This window comes from Escherichia sp. KTE52 (assembly GCF_000408325.1).
Lineage (GTDB): Bacteria > Pseudomonadota > Gammaproteobacteria > Enterobacterales > Enterobacteriaceae > Escherichia > Escherichia marmotae.
Genome location: NZ_KE138677.1, coordinates 657501 through 674831, shown reverse-complemented (window position 1 = coordinate 674831; position 17331 = coordinate 657501). Strand labels below are relative to the sequence as shown.

At 50.8% G+C, this 17331-nt stretch carries 15 protein-coding genes and 1 pseudogene; 9 read left to right on the top strand and 7 right to left on the bottom strand.

The genetic code is table 11. The features are described 5' to 3' along the window. Positions 1-3 precede the first annotated feature (3 nt). Positions 4-1143: a UDP-4-amino-4-deoxy-L-arabinose aminotransferase gene (gene arnB / locus A1SC_RS13970; protein ID WP_001516764.1), complete on the bottom strand. Its 1140-nt coding sequence runs from the start codon at positions 1141-1143 to the stop codon at positions 4-6. Positions 1144-1456: 313 nt separating this feature from the next. On the opposite strand from arnB, the gene ais reads away from it, so the two are divergent. After that, on the top strand, positions 1457-2059 hold the full coding sequence (ais, locus tag A1SC_RS13975; RefSeq protein WP_016262178.1) for a lipopolysaccharide core heptose(II)-phosphate phosphatase Ais: 603 nt from the start codon (positions 1457-1459) through the stop codon (positions 2057-2059). Between the two features lie 39 nt (positions 2060-2098). Here the strand turns inward: ais and nudI are convergent, their stop codons facing one another. After that, complete coding sequence (nudI, locus tag A1SC_RS13980; protein WP_001249881.1) at positions 2099-2524, bottom strand: nucleoside triphosphatase NudI; 426 nt, start codon at positions 2522-2524, stop codon at positions 2099-2101. A 277-nt stretch (positions 2525-2801) separates the two neighbouring features. Here nudI and A1SC_RS13985 point away from each other — a divergent pair, with 277 nt between their 5' ends. The 6 genes from A1SC_RS13985 to yfaU all read left to right on the top strand — a co-directional run bounded on the left by A1SC_RS13985 (position 2802) and on the right by yfaU (position 9032). After that, the gene (locus A1SC_RS13985) at positions 2802-3344 is read left to right on the top strand and encodes a YfaZ family outer membrane protein (protein WP_001516761.1); all 543 of its coding nucleotides are present in this window, start codon (positions 2802-2804) and stop codon (positions 3342-3344) included. A 99-nt stretch (positions 3345-3443) separates the two neighbouring features. After that, positions 3444-4646: a nicotinamide mononucleotide deamidase-related protein YfaY gene (locus tag A1SC_RS13990; RefSeq protein ID WP_016262177.1), complete on the top strand. Its 1203-nt coding sequence runs from the start codon at positions 3444-3446 to the stop codon at positions 4644-4646. 217 nt (positions 4647-4863) lie between these two features. Further along, the gene (locus A1SC_RS13995; protein WP_000894175.1) at positions 4864-5646 is read left to right on the top strand and encodes an IclR family transcriptional regulator; all 783 of its coding nucleotides are present in this window, start codon (positions 4864-4866) and stop codon (positions 5644-5646) included. A gap of 14 nt (positions 5647-5660) precedes the next feature. Next, a complete protein-coding gene (gene rhmD / locus A1SC_RS14000) occupies positions 5661-6866 on the top strand; it encodes an L-rhamnonate dehydratase (protein ID WP_016262176.1) in 1206 nt (401 codons plus the stop codon). Positions 6867-6922: 56 nt separating this feature from the next. Next, the gene (locus tag A1SC_RS14005; protein ID WP_016262175.1) at positions 6923-8212 is read left to right on the top strand and encodes an MFS transporter; all 1290 of its coding nucleotides are present in this window, start codon (positions 6923-6925) and stop codon (positions 8210-8212) included. Positions 8213-8228: 16 nt separating this feature from the next. After that, complete coding sequence (gene yfaU, locus A1SC_RS14010; RefSeq protein WP_001094289.1) at positions 8229-9032, top strand: 2-keto-3-deoxy-L-rhamnonate aldolase; 804 nt, start codon at positions 8229-8231, stop codon at positions 9030-9032. 40 nt (positions 9033-9072) lie between these two features. Here the strand turns inward: yfaU and A1SC_RS14015 are convergent. The 5 genes and pseudogenes from A1SC_RS14015 to glpA all read right to left on the bottom strand — a co-directional run. Further along, a pseudogene (locus tag A1SC_RS14015) lies at positions 9073-9319 on the bottom strand (hypothetical protein); the annotation flags it as partial. Beyond that, on the bottom strand, positions 9320-10246 hold the full coding sequence (locus A1SC_RS14020) for an ISNCY family transposase (RefSeq protein ID WP_000140544.1): 927 nt from the start codon (positions 10244-10246) through the stop codon (positions 9320-9322). Between the two features lie 193 nt (positions 10247-10439). Further along, on the bottom strand, positions 10440-11630 hold the full coding sequence (glpC, locus tag A1SC_RS14025; RefSeq protein ID WP_016262173.1) for an anaerobic glycerol-3-phosphate dehydrogenase subunit GlpC: 1191 nt from the start codon (positions 11628-11630) through the stop codon (positions 10440-10442). Continuing rightward, on the bottom strand, positions 11627-12886 hold the full coding sequence (glpB, locus tag A1SC_RS14030; protein ID WP_016262172.1) for a glycerol-3-phosphate dehydrogenase subunit GlpB: 1260 nt from the start codon (positions 12884-12886) through the stop codon (positions 11627-11629). Before glpB ends, glpC begins: the two co-directional genes overlap by 4 nt. Then, the gene (glpA, locus tag A1SC_RS14035; protein ID WP_016248990.1) at positions 12876-14504 is read right to left on the bottom strand and encodes an anaerobic glycerol-3-phosphate dehydrogenase subunit A; all 1629 of its coding nucleotides are present in this window, start codon (positions 14502-14504) and stop codon (positions 12876-12878) included. Before glpA ends, glpB begins: the two co-directional genes overlap by 11 nt. Before the next feature lie 272 nt (positions 14505-14776). On the opposite strand from glpA, the gene glpT reads away from it, so the two are divergent. Both glpT and glpQ read left to right on the top strand, forming a co-directional pair. Further along, on the top strand, positions 14777-16135 hold the full coding sequence (glpT, locus tag A1SC_RS14040) for a glycerol-3-phosphate transporter (protein ID WP_000948746.1): 1359 nt from the start codon (positions 14777-14779) through the stop codon (positions 16133-16135). Between the two features lie 4 nt (positions 16136-16139). Next, the gene (gene glpQ / locus A1SC_RS14045) at positions 16140-17216 is read left to right on the top strand and encodes a glycerophosphodiester phosphodiesterase (protein WP_000779068.1); all 1077 of its coding nucleotides are present in this window, start codon (positions 16140-16142) and stop codon (positions 17214-17216) included. Positions 17217-17331 lie beyond the last annotated feature (115 nt).

Here is a 17331-nt window from a genome sequence, read left to right as displayed (position 1 = left end):
GGCTTATTGTCCTGCAAGTTGCTGAAGGGCTGTGATGACGCGGTCGGCATCGGCGGTGGTCATATCCGGGAAAAGCGGCAACGAACAGATGCGTTCGCTATTCCATTCGGTATTCGGTAACGACAGCGTGGGAAAACGCTCACGATAATATTTTTGCGTGTGAGCTGCGCGGAAATGTAACCCAGTGCCAATGCCTCTTTCTTTCAGTGCTTCCATCAACGCATCGCGGCTGATATCACAACGTTGTTCATCAACACGAATAATAAACAGATGCCAGGCGTGAACATGTGGCCATGTGGGAAGCTTCAGAGGCTGGAAGGGTAGATCCACCAGTGCTTGTTGATATTGCAGGGCAATTTCTCGACGACGGGTATTTAGTTGCTCTAATTTATTCAACTGCGTCAGAGCAATCGCGGCGTTAATATCGGTCAGATTGTACTTATAGCCTGGTGTTAATACTTCAGCCTGCGGTGCGCGACCCCATGTTTTTCGGTCGTATGCATCGACACCCAGACCATGAAATTTCAACATGCGTAACTGGCGAGCGAGATTTTCGTCATCAGTAACGACTAATCCACCTTCCGCACAGGTAATATTTTTGATGGCGTGAAATGAAAAAATAGCGGTGCCCTTCGCGCCAATATGTTGACCTTTGTAATTTGTACCGACGGCATGGGCGGCATCTTCAATGACTGCGATATCGTAGCGTTCACCAATGGCGCGAATGGCGTCAATATCTGCCGGCGCTCCGGCATAATGCACCGGGATGATCGCTTTGGTACGAGGTGTAATGGCCGCTTCGATCGCTTCAGGCGTGACCATCAGCGTATCGCGATCAACGTCCACCATCACCGGTGTTGCGCCCAACAGGGAGATCATATTGAGAGTTGAAACCCAGGTCATGGAGGGAGTAATGACTTCATCATCAACACCAACCCCCAGCGCCATCAGCGTGATGTGCATTCCGGCAGTGGCTGAACTGACTGCGATGGCATGCTGATTTCCCGTTAACAGGCAAAAGGCTTGTTCAAGTGCCTGATTCTTCGGACCGGTAGTGATCCATCCTGATTCGAGAACTTCTTTAACCGCGGCGAGTTCTTCCACACCCATTGCCGGACGTGAAAAAGGCAAAAAGTCTGACATGGTTTTTCCTTCGGTCATTGAATATCTTTCCCAGTTATTCGCTAATATTTGTCATAGGGAGCGTTATGTCTATTTTGCCATTTGGAGTGAAATTCTAAGGTTAGAATATTAATTTAACCTTAAGGAATGAATATAAGACTTAAATATTATTTTTTTGTTTTTTCATCTTATTCGGGCTTTTAATTTGACAAAATTTAAGGCATTTTGCGTGCGCCGTAATGTTTTAATTTATCCCGCCACTATTTACCGATGAAAATGATGTTTGTTTTCACGGCCAGTTAGTTGGCTACGCTTGTCTATAGGTGGAGCTTACGTGTTAGCTTTTTGTCGGGCTTCGTTGAAGTCTAAAAAATATATCTTCATTTTACTGGTGCTTGTGGCGATTGTGGGGCTGGGTACACATGCTGCCTGGAGCAGTAATGGTTTGCCACGTATCGACAATAGAACGCTGGCCAGATTAGCGCAGCAGCACCCGGTTGTGGTTCTGTTTCGCCATGCGGAACGCTGCGACCGTTCCTCCAATCACTGCTTGTCAGACAAAACAGGCATTACGGTGAAAGGTACTCAGGATGCCCGTGAACTGGGCAAAGCTTTCAGCGCGGACATCCCTAATTTCGATCTTTATTCCAGTAATACCGTTCGGACTATTCAATCAGCGAGCTGGTTTTCTGCTGGAAAAAAACTGACGGTAGATAAACGATTTCTACAATGTAGAAATGAGATTTATAGCACAATTAAGGAGTTACAAAGCAAAGCACCAGATAAAAATATCGTTATTTTCACCCATAACCATTGTCTGACCTATATCGCTAAAGATAAACGTAACGTGACATTTAAACCAGATTATCTGGATGGGCTGGTAATGCATGTGGAAAAAGGCAACGTTTTACTGGATGGTGAATTTGCTAATCGCTGATATTTTTAATATGACAGCCAATAATGGCTGTCATTACTGTTACATCAGACCTTTCAAACGTAATGTTTTTTGGGTGGCGACATTCAAATCATAGTGCGCAAGATCTTCCGGTTTTACCCATGCATAGTCCTGAAACTCTTCGTTAATTTTTACTTCACGGTTGGCAGAGACGCAGTCAAAGATTAGGTAAATCATATAAATCTCTTCCTTGCGACCATCTGCGTAGGTCTTGATGCGGATATCATCACTGAAGGTCCATGGTGTGATGTCAGTAAGAATCAGTTGTTCGCCCAGCTCTTCTCTGATTTCACGACGTAATGCTTCTTCAATACGCTCACCGGGCTCTACGCCGCCACCAGACAGCGCCCATTGTCCGGGGAAAACGCCGCGATCGTCGGCCATTTTACACAGCAGATAAGCACCATCATTTTGAATTAAGGGACAAACGATAGTCCGTTGTCGCATGGGAATATTCCTTACCATCGAAAATAAAATAAAAGAATACGGCAATGGACAAACAGGTGAAAGTAGCATTTGTCTTTTGGGTGATGATAACCACGATGATTATTTGGCTGGCAATCAATTTTTGATGGCTGCTTTTTCTGCACTTAATTATTCAAGAAGTATTTAGTTACAATAAGTTAGCAGATCGCTTTTTTCACGCATTGAATCCTCTGCGTCAGGCAGTACAATCCCGCAGCTTTGGGGACTTTTAATTATCTTCTTGCGGGAAAAGGTAAAAATGAAAAAATTGGCGCTGCCAGTTCTGGCTGGAATGCTATTGGTTTCTGCATCGGCAAATGCGATGAGTATCAGCGGTCAGGCGGGAAAAGAATATACCAATATTGGTGTTGGTTTCGGTACTGAATCGACCGGTTTGGCATTAAGCGGTAACTGGACACATAACGATGACGACGGTGACGTCGCGGGCGTTGGTCTGGGATTGAATCTGCCGCTGGGTCCGCTAATGGCAACCGTGGGTGGTAAAGGCGTTTATACCAACCCGAACGACGGTGATGAAGGTTATGCCGCGGCGGTAGGCGGTGGCTTGCAGTGGCAAATTGGCGATAGCTTCCGTCTGTTTGGCGAGTATTACTACTCTCCGGATTCGCTCTCCAGCGGTATTAAAAGTTATGAAGAAGCGAATGCTGGCGCGCGTTACACTATTATGCGTCCAGTCAGCATTGAGGCGGGCTACCGCTATCTGAATCTGTCGGGTAAAGACGGCCACCGCGACAACGCGGTGGCTGACGGCCCTTATGTCGGGGTTAACGCCAGCTTCTGATGCCTTTCGGCGCGGCGTTCTGCCGCGCCATTCAGTTTCTTTCTACGCCTTATCTCCCTTTGCGTTATAGTGATTCGATAACAAAAGCAGGAGATAACCATGTTAAAAGTGGAAATGTTATCCACAGGGGATGAAGTGTTACACGGGCAAATCGTTGACACTAACGCTGCCTGGCTGGCTGATTTTTTCTTTCATCAGGGGTTGCCATTATCTCGCCGTAATACGGTGGGCGATAACCTTGAGGATTTAGTCACCATTCTGCGTGAACGTAGCCAGCACGCCGATGTGCTGATCGTCAACGGTGGTCTGGGGCCGACCAGCGATGATTTAAGCGCACTGGCCGCTGCGACAGCAAAAGGTGAGGGATTAGTTCTTCATGAAGCCTGGCTGCAAGAGATGGAACGCTATTTCCGCGAACGTGGGCGCGTGATGGCGTCGAGTAACCGCAAACAGGCGGAGCTGCCAGCCAGTGCTGAATTTATCAATAATCCGGTTGGCACGGCCTGTGGTTTTGCTGTGCAACTTAACCGTTGCCTGATGTTCTTTACCCCAGGCGTGCCTTCGGAATTTAAAGTGATGGTGGAGCATGAAATTCTGCCGCGCCTGCGTGAGCGTTTTTCCTTACCGCAGCCACCGGTTTGCCTGCGTTTGACTACCTTTGGTCGTTCAGAAAGCGATCTGGCGCAAAGCCTGGACACGTTGCAACTGCCGCCGGGCGTAACGATGGGCTATCGCTCTTCTATGCCGATTATCGAATTGAAACTCACCGGACCGGCAAGCGAGCTACAGGCGATGGAAAAACTATGGCAGGACGTTAAACGCGTCGCCGGACAGAGCATGATTTTTGAAGGCACCGAAGGACTACCTGCGCAGATCAGCCGGGAATTGCAACGTCGCCAGTTCAGTCTGACGTTGAGCGAGCAATTCACCGGTGGTTTATTGGCGTTGCAACTTTCTCGTGCTGGTGCGCCATTACTGGCGTGTGAAGTCGTGCCTTCACAGGAAGAAACACTGGCGCAAACCGCACACTGGATAACTGAACGACGAGCCAAACATTTCGCCGGGCTGGCACTGGCCATTTCTGGCCTGGAAGATGGGTATCTCAACTTTGCGTTGGCCACGCCGGATGGCACTTTTGCTCTGCGCGTACATTTCAGCACTACGCGCTACAGTCTGGCTATTCGTCAGGAAGTGTGTGCAATGATGGCACTCAATATGCTGCGTCGCTGGCTGAACGGTCAGGACATTGCCAGCGAGCATGGCTGGATTGAGGTTGTTGAATCTATGACCCTAACTGCCTGAGCAGCCACTCCGTGCCGGTTTACTACACCGGCACACTTCTCTCCCGCAAAGGTTGTCCAACCTGTTGTACTCAATAAGAAAAAATCCGTGCGCTAATTCACAAATTTGTGCGTAATTCCTCCAGTCCTCTGGACGAGGAGTGGGATTTGATGCGCTTCACAATTTTACTCCCCCTGAGCAACGAGACTGATTCCAGTATCTAAGACTGGAGTCCAGTATGTTGGAATCAAGCAAAGTTCCCGCCCTGACACGGGCTATTGATATTCTCAATTTGATTGCTCGTATTGGCCCCTGTAGTGCTGCGACGATCATCGACACATTGGGGATCCCTAAAAGCACAGCCTATTTGCTGCTTAACGAACTCAAGCGTCAGCGTTTTCTGAGTCTTGATCACCAGGAAAATTTTTGTCTGTGGACCAGGCTGGTGGAGCTTTCCGGCCATGCGTTAAGCAAGATGGATCTCCGGGAACTGGCACGCCCACGCCTGACGCAACTGATGGATACCACTGGACTGTTGTGTCACCTTGGGATCATCGATAACGGTAGCGCATATTACATATTGAAAGTGGAGTCTTCAGCCACTATCAGCGTGCGTTCCCATGAAGGAAAAAGCCTTTCGCTTTATCGCTCCGGAATAGGTAAATGCCTGCTTGCCTGGCAACCTGAAGCTGTACAGCAAAGTATTATCGAAGGGCTGGTCTGGGAACAGGCGACACCCACCACGATTACCCGTCCACCACAGCTCCACGAAGAACTGGCACGTATTCGCCGTCAGGGCTGGAGCTATGACAACGGTGAAGATTACACCGATGTCCGTTGTGTTGCTGCCCCGGTGTTTAACGCCAATAACGAGCTTACCGCCGCGATCTCAGTGGTCGGTACTCGTTTACAAATCAATGAAGAATATCGTGATTATCTGGCGGGCAAAGCCATCGCCTGCGCCAGGGATATTTCACGTCTGTTGGGATGGAAAAGTCCCTTTGACTTACTGGCCTCATAAAAATGGAGAACATCATGACCCTACCAAAAATCAAACAGGTTCGCGCCTGGTTTACTGGCGGAGCGACAGCAGAAAAAGGCGCTGGCGGCGGTGATTATCACGACCAGGGAGTGGATCACTGGATTGACGATCATATTGCTACCCCGATGAGTAAATACCGCGATTACGAGCAGTCCCGCCAGTCATTTGGTATTAACGTTCTTGGCACGTTAATTGTTGAAGTCGAAGCAGAAAATGGCCAGACCGGCTTCGCCGTTTCAACAGCCGGTGAAATGGGGTGCTTTATCGTTGAAAAACACCTAAACCGTTTCATAGAGGGCAAATGTGTCAGTGATATCAAACTGATTCACGATCAAATGCTCAACGCCACCCAGTATTACTCCGGTTCAGGGGGCCTGGTGATGAACACGATTTCCTGTGTTGATTTGGCTCTGTGGGATCTGTTCGGCAAAGTGGTCGGGCTTCCGGTTTATAAACTTTTAGGCGGCGCTGTCCGTGATGAAATTCAGTTCTACGCCACGGGCGCGCGCCCGGATCTGGCAAAAGAGATGGGCTTTATCGGCGGCAAGATGCCGACGCACTGGGGGCCACATGATGGTGATGCGGGGATCCGCAAAGACGCCACTATGGTCGCGGGTATGCGTGAAAAATGCGGTGAAGATTTCTGGTTGATGCTCGACTGCTGGATGAGCCAGGACGTGAACTATGCCACCAAACTGGCTCACGCTTGTGCCCCTTATAACCTGAAATGGATCGAAGAGTGCCTGCCGCCGCAACAGTATGAAGGTTATCGCGAATTAAAACGCAACGCGCCAGCAGGAATGATGGTCACCAGTGGCGAGCACCACGGCACACTGCAATCTTTCCGTACACTTTCAGAAACCGGTATCGACATTATGCAACCAGATGTTGGCTGGTGCGGTGGCTTAACCACGCTGGTGGAGATTGCCGCAATTGCCAAATCACGTGGACAACTGGTGGTGCCGCACGGTTCGTCTGTTTACTCCCACCATGCGGTGATCACCTTCACCAATACCCCATTTAGCGAATTCCTGATGACCAGTCCGGATTGTTCATCGATGCGTCCGCAGTTTGATCCGATTTTGCTTAATGAGCCGGTGCCGGTGAATGGTCGTATTCACAAATCAGTACTTGATAAACCGGGTTTCGGCGTCGAACTCAATCGTGACTGCAATCTGAAACGCCCTTACAGCCACTAATCATTCCGGGCGTTGCCGTGACAACAGTAACGCTCACATGTTCTAAGGAGCTTCTTATGAGCACCGCTTTGCTTGACGCCGTGGTGAAGAAAAACCGCGCGCGTTTGATCCCGTTTATGTTGGCGCTGTACGTGCTGGCGTTTCTCGATCGTTCGAATATTGGTTTTGCCAAACAGACCTACCAGATTGATACCGGGCTAAGTAATGAAGCTTATGCGCTGGGAGCGGGAATTTTCTTTGTGGTGTATGCGTTTCTCGGTGTTCCGGCGAATTTGTTGATGCGCAAACTGGGAGCCAGGACCTGGATTGGTACGACGACACTGCTGTGGGGATTTCTTTCGGCGGCAATGGCATGGGCCGATACTGAAGTGAAATTTCTGATAGTTCGCACCCTGCTTGGTGCTGCGGAAGCCGGGTTCTTTCCAGGCATGATTTATCTCACTTCGCAATGGTTTCCGCAGCGTAATCGCGCCAGCATTATGGGGCTGTTTTATATGGGAGCACCGTTGGCGTTAACGCTGGGATCACCGCTCTCCGGCGCGCTTCTGGAGATGCATGGATTTATGGGACATCCTGGCTGGTTCTGGATGTTTGTGATTGAAGGATTACTGGCAGTCGGTGCTGGGGTGTTCACATTCTTTTGGCTTGATGACACACCGGAGCAGGCACGTTTTCTGAGTAAAGAAGAAAAAACGTTGCTCATTAATCAACTTACAAGTGAAGAACAACAGAAAGTCACTTCGCGACTGAGTGATGCGCTGCGTAATGGGCGAGTCTGGCAACTGGCGATTATCTACCTGACTATTCAGGTGGCGGTTTACGGATTAATTTTCTTCCTGCCGACGCAGGTTGCCGCATTGCTGGGAACAAAAGTGGGCTTTACGGCCTCCGTGGTCGCCGCCATTCCGTGGATTGCGGCATTGTTGGGGACCTGGTTTATTCCGCGCTATTCCGATAAAACCGGCGAACGGCGCAATGTCGCGGCGCTGACATTGCTGTCCGCGGGCATTGGTATTGGCCTTTCCGGGCTACTTTCGCCAGTACTGGCAATCGTTGCGCTGTGTGTTGCAGCAATAGGGTTTATTGCGGTTCAGCCGGTGTTCTGGACGATGCCGACACAACTGCTTTCCGGTACGGCGCTGGCTGCGGGGATTGGTTTTGTAAACCTGTTTGGCGCGGTGGGTGGATTTATCGCCCCGATCCTGCGTGTAAAAGCAGAAACGTTGTTTGCCAGCGATGCGGCAGGCTTGCTGATGCTGGCAGCGGTGGCGGTCATCGGTTCGCTGATTATTTTCACTCTGCGTGTAAGTCGCGCTGTTGCGCAGACCAACGTGGCGCATCATTAACAGGTTAAGGAACATGATGAACACATTATTAATCAATCCATTCAAAGAACGCTTACGCAAGGGTGAAGTACAAATTGGTCTGTGGTTAAGTTCGACAACTTCCTATATGGCAGAAATTGCCGCCACCTCCGGTTATGACTGGTTGCTGATTGATGGTGAACATGCGCCAAATACCATTCAGAACCTTTATCACCAACTTCAGGCGGTAGCGCCCTATGGCAGCCAACCCGTGATCCGCCCAGTGGAGGGGAGTAAGTCGCTGATTAAACAAGTCCTGGATATTGGCGCGCAAACTCTACTGATCCCGATGGTCGACACTGGCGAACAGGCGCGTCAGATAGTGTCTGCAACTCGCTATCCACCGTACGGTGAGCGTGGTGTCGGGGCCAGCGTGGCACGGGCAGCACGCTGGGGACGCATTGAGAATTACATGGCGCAAGTCAACGACTCACTTTGTCTGTTGGTGCAGGTGGAAAGTAAAACAGCACTGGATAATCTGGATGAAATCCTCGACGTTGAGGGGGTTGATGGTGTGTTTATTGGGCCAGCGGATCTCTCAGCGTCGTTGGGTTACCCGGATAATGCCGGGCACCCGGAAGTGCAGCGTATTATTGAAACCAGCATCCGACGGATCCGCGCTGCGGGTAAAGCAGCAGGTTTTCTGGCTGTGGCTCCTGATATGGCGCAGCAATGCCTTGCGTGGGGAGCGAACTTTGTCGCCGTTGGCGTCGACACCATGCTCTACAGTGATGCCCTGGATAAGCGACTGGCGATATTTAAATCAGGCAAAAATGAGCCACGCATAAAAGGTAGTTATTGATATCAAAGGCCCATGGGGATTGCTTGTGGGCCTGTGTTAATTAGTGGTTATTCGCTGCCAGATCGGCTTCGCTTAGCTGGGTGGCTGCGAGCAGCCAGGTCACGATCAATACCCTGTTCCAGCATGCGCAAGGCAATTTTAATGGCTTGTTCATGCATGCCTTCTACTTTGCCTTCCTGCAAACCTTCTAATTTACCTTCTTGCAAGCCTTCAATCTTACCCTCCTGCCAGCCAATTTGATGCCCTTCCTGCCGTAGCCGTTCAGCAATAGTCATCAATCTCTTCTTTTAATGACAGTTCGGTGGAATATCAGCATCAGTGAGTTGGGTTGTCGCCAGCACAATCTCACGTTCAAAGCCCTGCTCCAGCATGCGCAAGGCAATTTTAATGGCTTGTTCATGCATGCCTTCCTGCAAACCTTCTAATTTACCTTCCTGCCAGCCAATTTGGTGTCCTTCCTGCCGTAGCCGTTCAGCAATAGTCATCAATCTCTCCTTTTGTAGTGGTGAACGTTCGGCAATTTCCTCAATAAAGCGGGTGAAACGGGAGGTATCGCCGCATTGCAGCAGATAATTAAACAGCGTTTGCACCTGGCTGTCATTAGTGAAGCCCCTAACCAAAAGCGTGGTGATCCTGTCGACCAGACCGATTAAATCGCGCTCGCGAATATGCTTTTGAATCAGTTCCAGCAGAGCTATACGCCGATGTTGCATGATCTCATCGTCAGGTACGATGGTGATATCCACCAACGGAAAAGCTTCGGTGTACAACTGCCGGGCAAGCTGCGGGTCGTCAAATTCATCCAGCCAGTTAAGTGAATATGGGTAGGGTGAGGTTTCGCCGTGATAAAACAGCATTGGCACTACCAGAGGGACTCTGTCATAGCCTTTGTCCAGATGGCGCTGCATGACGGCAGTGGCATAACGCATCAGTCGAAAGGCCATGTTTTTTTCTGCAGTACTCTGATGCTCAATCACGCAGTAGATATAACCTTCGCCGTCGGTGGTTTCTACCGACCACAAAACATCCGAGTAGTAAGCGCGTAAACTTTTTTCAATAAAACTGGTGGGTTCCAGGCGTAAGGTTTGCAGGTTGCAAAGCTTACGTAGCGGTTCCGGCAGGTGTATTTCCAGAAAATCCCGTGCGGTTTCGGGCGAGAACATAAAGGTTTTAAATACCGCATCATGCGGGGAGGATGTTGTTGATTCTGTCATGGTTGTCCGTCACCAGATGTTTATGATGACGCGACATTACGGGTATCCCGGGCCTTTGACATCTGACAGTTTCAGTCTTTGCGAGACGTTTTCAGAGGAATTTTCACGGCGATGCAACGCGTACATTTGGCACGGAATCGCGCCCGCAAAAATGCCCGATAAGCAACATGCTTACCGGGCATCAGAAGGGAGTTTAAGCCAGCGCCTGGGCCAACAGAGTAATCGGATGTTCGCAGCGAAGGCTCGTGGACATCTCAATCTGCCATTTGCAGGTTTCGCAGTCGGTGACGACCAGATCCGCGCCGCTCTCTTCTATCTGACGGAACAGTGGCGCTCCGATGGCTTGTGAGGTGGGGTAGTTCTCTTTTTTGAATCCATAAGTACCAGCAATACCGCAGCACTGAGAATCCAACACTGTCAGTTCAAGCCCAGGGATTTTACGTAATAGTTCCAGGGTGTAGAGCGTCCAGCCCATTTTTTCCATATGGCATGGGGTGTGATAAACCACTTTCAGCGGCAGCGGTTTAAGTGGCAAGATTTTGCCTTCATCTAACTTGCGCCACAGCCAGCGGGTTGCCAGTTCGATATGATCGCGTAAGCCTTTGTTGTCGACATTCAACACTTCCGGATATTCATCGCGCAGGGCAAACGTACAGGTGGAGGAGGTGGCAATCACCGGAATGCCTTTCGCTCCGACAGCTTCGCGGATCGATTCCACGTTGATAATCGCCTGTTTACGCGCCTTATCGGTAAAACCGTTGGCAATCAGCGGCACACCGCAGCATTTCTCTTTGCTGAGCAGTTGCACGCCCGTTCCCATCGCGTTGAGTACTTTAATTAAATCTTTACCCAGTTGTGGATGGTTGTAATTGACGAAGCAGCCGTGGAAGAACGCCACCTGATCTTTATACTGCGCCTGCTGTGCCGCCACGCTGCGATACCAGCGGCGGAAGGTGCCGAAGGAGTATTTCGGCAGTGTGCGACGGTGGTCGATTTTTAACGCGGCATCAAGCAGTTGTCGCACCGGTTTTAGTGAGGTAGCGGTGTTAACGATAGGCGCGAACGGCGTAGAAAAGCTGCCCATCAGGTCGGTATGACTTAAAACGAAATTGCGCAGCGACGGGCGCGAGGTGTCGTATTTTGCTCGTGCGCGCTGGATGATATCGCCAATCTTCACATCGGATGGACAGGCGACTTCGCAACGTTTGCAGTTGATGCAATATTTCAGCGCCTCGTCATACAGTGCGCCATCTTTCAGACGCAGACGTTCGCCATCTGGTCCCGCCTGTTTTGGCCCCGGATAGCCCGGATTCACCCGGCTCACCGGACAGGCGGTGGTGCAGACGGTGCACTTAATGCAGTTTTCGAAGCTGGTATCGTTCATTCTTGGCCTCCTGCGCGTTGGGCAATCTGTTGAGCAGCATGTAATGCACTGACAGCACAAACGCCGCCGCCGCATCCCTGGGCTATGGGATCAAATCCGCCCAGCACCGAACCAATGGCAAACAGGTTTTCTATCGTTTGACCTGCCAGCGACGGGCGTAGCGCCTCGTCAGTGGTCACGCCGAATTGTTGCCACGGTTGCGGAGCGAAAAAGTCACTTCGATACCACTCACCCCGCGTGGCGGTTTGCAGCACATCAAGGCCGAGAATCGGTTCGCGAATACCGTCGCGTTCTGCCACCAGCCCCCCGCTAAAGAAGCTGCCACTGGCAAGCACGGCAAAGCGTGGACGTAGCGGAATATCGGCGTGATTACGGGTCCATATTTCACTGACGACGCCATTTTTGCAGGTCACTTTTTTTACTTCATCGCCCGGCATCCACACACCGCCCTGGCGCACGAACTGATGTTGAAGCTGATTTTGCAGACGAATACCCAGCACGGAAGGCGGCAATGTTGGCAGTAACATTAATGAACAGGGCAGTTGCTCATTCAGCCAGCGCCACAGTTTGTTATCGGTCAGGCCGAAACAGGCGGGCATCAGGATCATTTCACAGGTGTTGGCAACAGGGATAAGCGCATCGATCAACAGTGGCCAGTTTTCTTCGTTATCAAGGAAACGGGCAATATTCACTGCACGAAATTCGGTGGCGTTATTGCGTAAGACATCCAGTTCCGGCAATTCAATTTCAGCAGTTTCGACAGCAAGATTTAATTCACGTAACGAGGCTGCCGCCAGGTGTGCCTGAAAATCCATCAGGCCACTTATTCCCACTACGCATATTTTCTTCGCGGGCAGCGGCCAGACTGGGATTTCTGGTGAGCTTAGCCAGGTTGAGCGTAGCGTGCCGAGAGGAGTAACCCGCTGGTGAGCCAGTTCTACGCTGCCCTGCAATTGCGCACCGCTTTCTGCAATTAACGCCTGCGCCTGGCAAGCGAGGTCGAGCACGCGCTGTGGGCCGAGTTGGCTGTAGGGATGGGAGGGGGCCAGGCGACCCAATGTTTCCAGTCCGTCGTGAATATCTGTCACCGGCTGCCCATCTGGCAGATGGCTTAGTAAATCCAGTGAGCCGGACGAGAAATGCAGCGCGCTCTGACCGCGAGTGACAATCGCACAACGCAGACCGTGTTTTTGTAGTTGCAGGCCGCAGAGTAATCCGGCAAGGCCGCCGCCCATAATGACAGTATCAAATCGCATCTTTCTGCTCCTTCTCCAGACCACACAGTCCCTGATAAACCCAGCGGGTAAATTCGCTTTCGCGCAGCGCATCGCCCCAGGCAATGGGCTGCACACCTTTCCAACGTTCGTTAAGGAAGGTGGAAAGTTGCTCGATAGATTGCGCGGACGTGGTGACGTTAAAGCGTTGCAGCAGTCCGGCGGCGCGGCAGGCGCAGAGTTCGCCCTGACAGGTCCCCATCCCCACACGGGTGCGACGGCGTAAGTCCAGCAGGCTGTTGACGTTTAAATTTTCTACCGCGTATTGCACTTCGCCTGCAGTGACAGCTTCGCATTCGCACACCAGGCTCCGGTGCAAGCGGCCTTCACTTAACCAGGCTGGCGTGCGATCACCGTGACGATAAACCGCAGAACCGCGAAGTGGTGCAGGGAGGGAAATGATTTTTTGCAGTGTCACTTCAGCCGGTTCTTGTGAACCCGGTAGTGCCAGGTCGGCGGTTGTGCAGGGGCGCGAGTTGCCCAGTTTGCGGCAGACGGCATCTGTGGCCCATTCCGCCATCAGACGGTAGGTCATCAGTTTGCCGCCGGTAATGGTGATAAATCCGTCCAGGCCATCGCGTTCGGCGTGATCGAGCAGCACGATGCCGCGACTGACATTACGCCCGCTCGGATCGTCATCGCTGGCAACCAGTGGGCGCACACCAGAGTAGGCACGCAGAATGCGCGTTTTCGCCATCACCGGAGCCAGTTTTTCCCCTTCACGCAGCAGGATATCCACCTCTTCTGCCGTCACCCGATTATCGTCAATTTCGTCATAATCAATGCGTAAAGAGGTGGTGCCAATCAGTGAAATGGTATCGCCGGGCACCAGAATATCAGCGTCAGAAGGTTTACGGCAGCGATTGATCACGTGCTGATTAATGCGGTGATCCATGATCAGCAGCGATCCTTTGGCCGGGAACATGCGAATACGCAGATCGGCATACTCGGCAATATGTTGCCCCCAGATCCCGGCAGCATTCACCACCACTGGTGCATGGAGCGCCTGGGTTTCGCCTGTAAGATGATTACGCACGCGAACGCCACACACCGTCGCGCCTTCACGAAGCAGGCCAGTGACTTCATGGGCGGTGAGGATAACCGCACCGTGTTCTTTTGCATCGAGCATGTTCGCAGCGGTCAGGCGGAATGGATCCACGGTGCCATCCGGGACTTTTACCGCGCCAATCAATGCCGGGTTAACGGAAGGTTCGATAATGCGTGCTTGCTGCGGATCAATGGCTTCCGCGCTGATCCCCGCCTCCTGACAAGCGCGAATAAACGTAGCCTGGAAAGAGAGGTCATCTTCCGGCAGGGTGATAAACAGGCCGTTGGTCGGTTCGACACAGTGACGCGCGATGCGTTTTAAAATCTGGTTCTCACTAATGCATTCGCGGGCGGATTCCGCATCTGTTACTGCATAACGTGCGCCGCTGTGCAGCAGACCGTGGTTACGCCCGGTCGCGCCTGTTGCGATATCGTGTCGCTCAACCAAAATCACGCGCAGCCCGCGCAGGGCACAGTCACGGGCAATCCCGGCTCCCGTTGCGCCGCCGCCAATGATAATCACGTCACTTGTTTGCGAGTCGCGAGTTTTCATTGTTATCCCTCTGAAGTTCGTTTTTTACCATTTAGCCATAGTAAAAACATGAATTGTTTGATTTCGCGCATATTCGCTCATAATTCGAAAGTGAAACGTGATTTCATGCGTCTTTCAGAACATTTTGACAATCTTATTTAATAATGTGTGCGGTAATTCACATTCATAAAATGAATGATTAATTAACATCGCGGCCACTCAAGAAACGGCAGGTTCTTCTATTGAATCAGTCTGTTAATCATAAATAAGACCACGGGCCACGGAGGCTATAAATGTTGAGTATTTTTAAACCAGCGCCACACAAAGCGCGCCTACCTGCTGCGGAGATCGATCCGACTTATCGTCGATTGCGCTGGCAAATTTTCCTGGGGATATTCTTTGGTTATGCCGCTTACTATCTGGTTCGTAAGAACTTTGCTCTCGCTATGCCCTATCTGGTGGAGCAGGGATTCTCTCGTGGGGATTTAGGTTTTGCCCTTTCCGGTATCTCCATTGCTTACGGATTTTCGAAATTCATCATGGGGTCAGTTTCGGATCGCTCGAATCCGCGCGTTTTCCTGCCAGCAGGTTTGATTCTTGCGGCGGCAGTGATGCTGTTTATGGGCTTTGTGCCGTGGGCGACTTCCAGCATTGCGGTGATGTTTGTTCTTCTGTTCCTCTGCGGTTGGTTCCAGGGAATGGGATGGCCGCCGTGTGGTCGTACTATGGTGCACTGGTGGTCGCAGAAAGAGCGTGGCAGCATTGTGTCAGTATGGAACTGTGCGCATAACGTCGGTGGTGGTATTCCGCCGCTGCTGTTCCTGCTGGGTATGGCCTGGTTTAATGACTGGCACGCGGCGCTCTATATGCCTGCTTTCTGTGCCATTCTGGTGGCGCTTTTCGCTTTTGCTATGATGCGCGATACCCCACAATCCTGTGGTTTGCCGCCGATCGAAGAGTACAAAAATGATTATCCGGACGACTATAACGAAAAAGCGGAACAGGAACTGACTGCGAAGCAGATTTTCATGCAGTACGTACTGCCGAACAAGCTGCTGTGGTACATCGCTATTGCCAACGTATTCGTTTATCTGCTGCGCTACGGCATCCTCGACTGGTCGCCAACCTACCTGAAAGAGGTGAAGCATTTCGCGCTGGATAAATCTTCCTGGGCCTACTTCCTTTATGAGTACGCGGGCATTCCGGGCACTCTGCTGTGTGGCTGGATGTCGGATAAAGTCTTCCGCGGTAACCGTGGGGCAACTGGCGTCTTCTTTATGACTCTGGTGACCATCGCTACTATTGTTTACTGGATGAACCCGGCAGGTAATCCGACTGTTGATATGGTTTGCATGATTGTCATTGGCTTCCTGATCTACGGTCCTGTCATGCTGATAGGTCTGCACGCGCTGGAACTGGCACCGAAAAAAGCAGCAGGTACGGCGGCGGGCTTTACCGGGCTGTTTGGTTATCTTGGCGGTTCTGTGGCGGCAAGCGCAATTGTCGGTTACACCGTTGACTACTTCGGCTGGGATGGCGGCTTCATGGTGATGATTGGCGGCAGCATTCTGGCAGTTATCTTGTTAATTGTCGTGATGATTGGCGAAAAACGTCGCCATCAGGAATTACAGCAAAAACGCAACGGAGGCTAATGGCATGAAACTGACACTTAAAAACCTTAGCATGGCGATCATGATGAGTGGAATGATCATGGGAAGCAGTGCAATGGCGGCAGACAACAGCGAGAAAATTGTAATAGCCCATCGCGGCGCAAGTGGTTATTTGCCGGAGCATACGCTACCCGCAAAAGCGATGGCGTATGCGCAAGGGGCTGATTATCTGGAGCAGGATTTAGTGATGACCAAAGACGACCATCTGGTCGTCCTGCATGACCACTATCTTGACCGCGTTACTGATGTGGCCGAGCGTTTTCCGGAGCGGGCGCGTAAAGATGGTCGTTACTACGCGATAGATTTTACGCTGGATGAAATTAAGTCTTTAAAATTCACTGAAGGCTTTGATATTGAAAATGGCAAAAAAGTGCAGACTTTCCCCGGACGCTTCCCGATGGGGAAATCTGACTTTCGTGTGCACACTTTCGAAGAAGAGATTGAATTTGTTCAGGGGTTAAACCACTCGACGGGGAAAAATATCGGCATCTATCCAGAAATTAAAGCGCCGTGGTTTCATCATCAGGAAGGGAAAGATATTGCGGCTAAAACCCTGGAAGTGCTGAAAAAATACGGTTACACCGGTAAAGATGACAAAGTTTATTTGCAATGCTTTGATGCTGATGAGCTGAAACGTATTAAAAATGAGCTGGAACCGAAAATGGGCATGGATCTTAATCTGGTTCAACTGATTGCCTATACTGACTGGAATGAAACCCAGCAGAAACAACCAGATGGAACCTGGGTTAATTACAGTTACGACTGGATGTTTAAGCCGGGTGCCATGAAGCAGGTAGCGGAGTATGCTGACGGCATTGGCCCGGATTACCATATGGTGATTGATGAGACATCGCAGCCGGGCAATATTAAACTTACCGGAATGGTGAAAGACGCGCAGCAGAATAAGTTGGTTGTGCATCCTTATACCGTGCGGTCGGATAAGCTGCCAGAATATACGACCGATGTGAATCAACTGTATGACGCTCTGTATAACAAAGCGGGTGTTAATGGGCTGTTTACGGACTTCCCGGATAAAGCAGTAAAATTCCTCAATAAAGAGTAACTTCAGTCTCGGATGGCACTTACGTGCCATCCGCTATTTCCCTTCATTCAAAATCCCATTCACGTCAGAGTGAAATTAATTCTTCAATAAAGTCAGTTAGTTATCTTTGCTTACT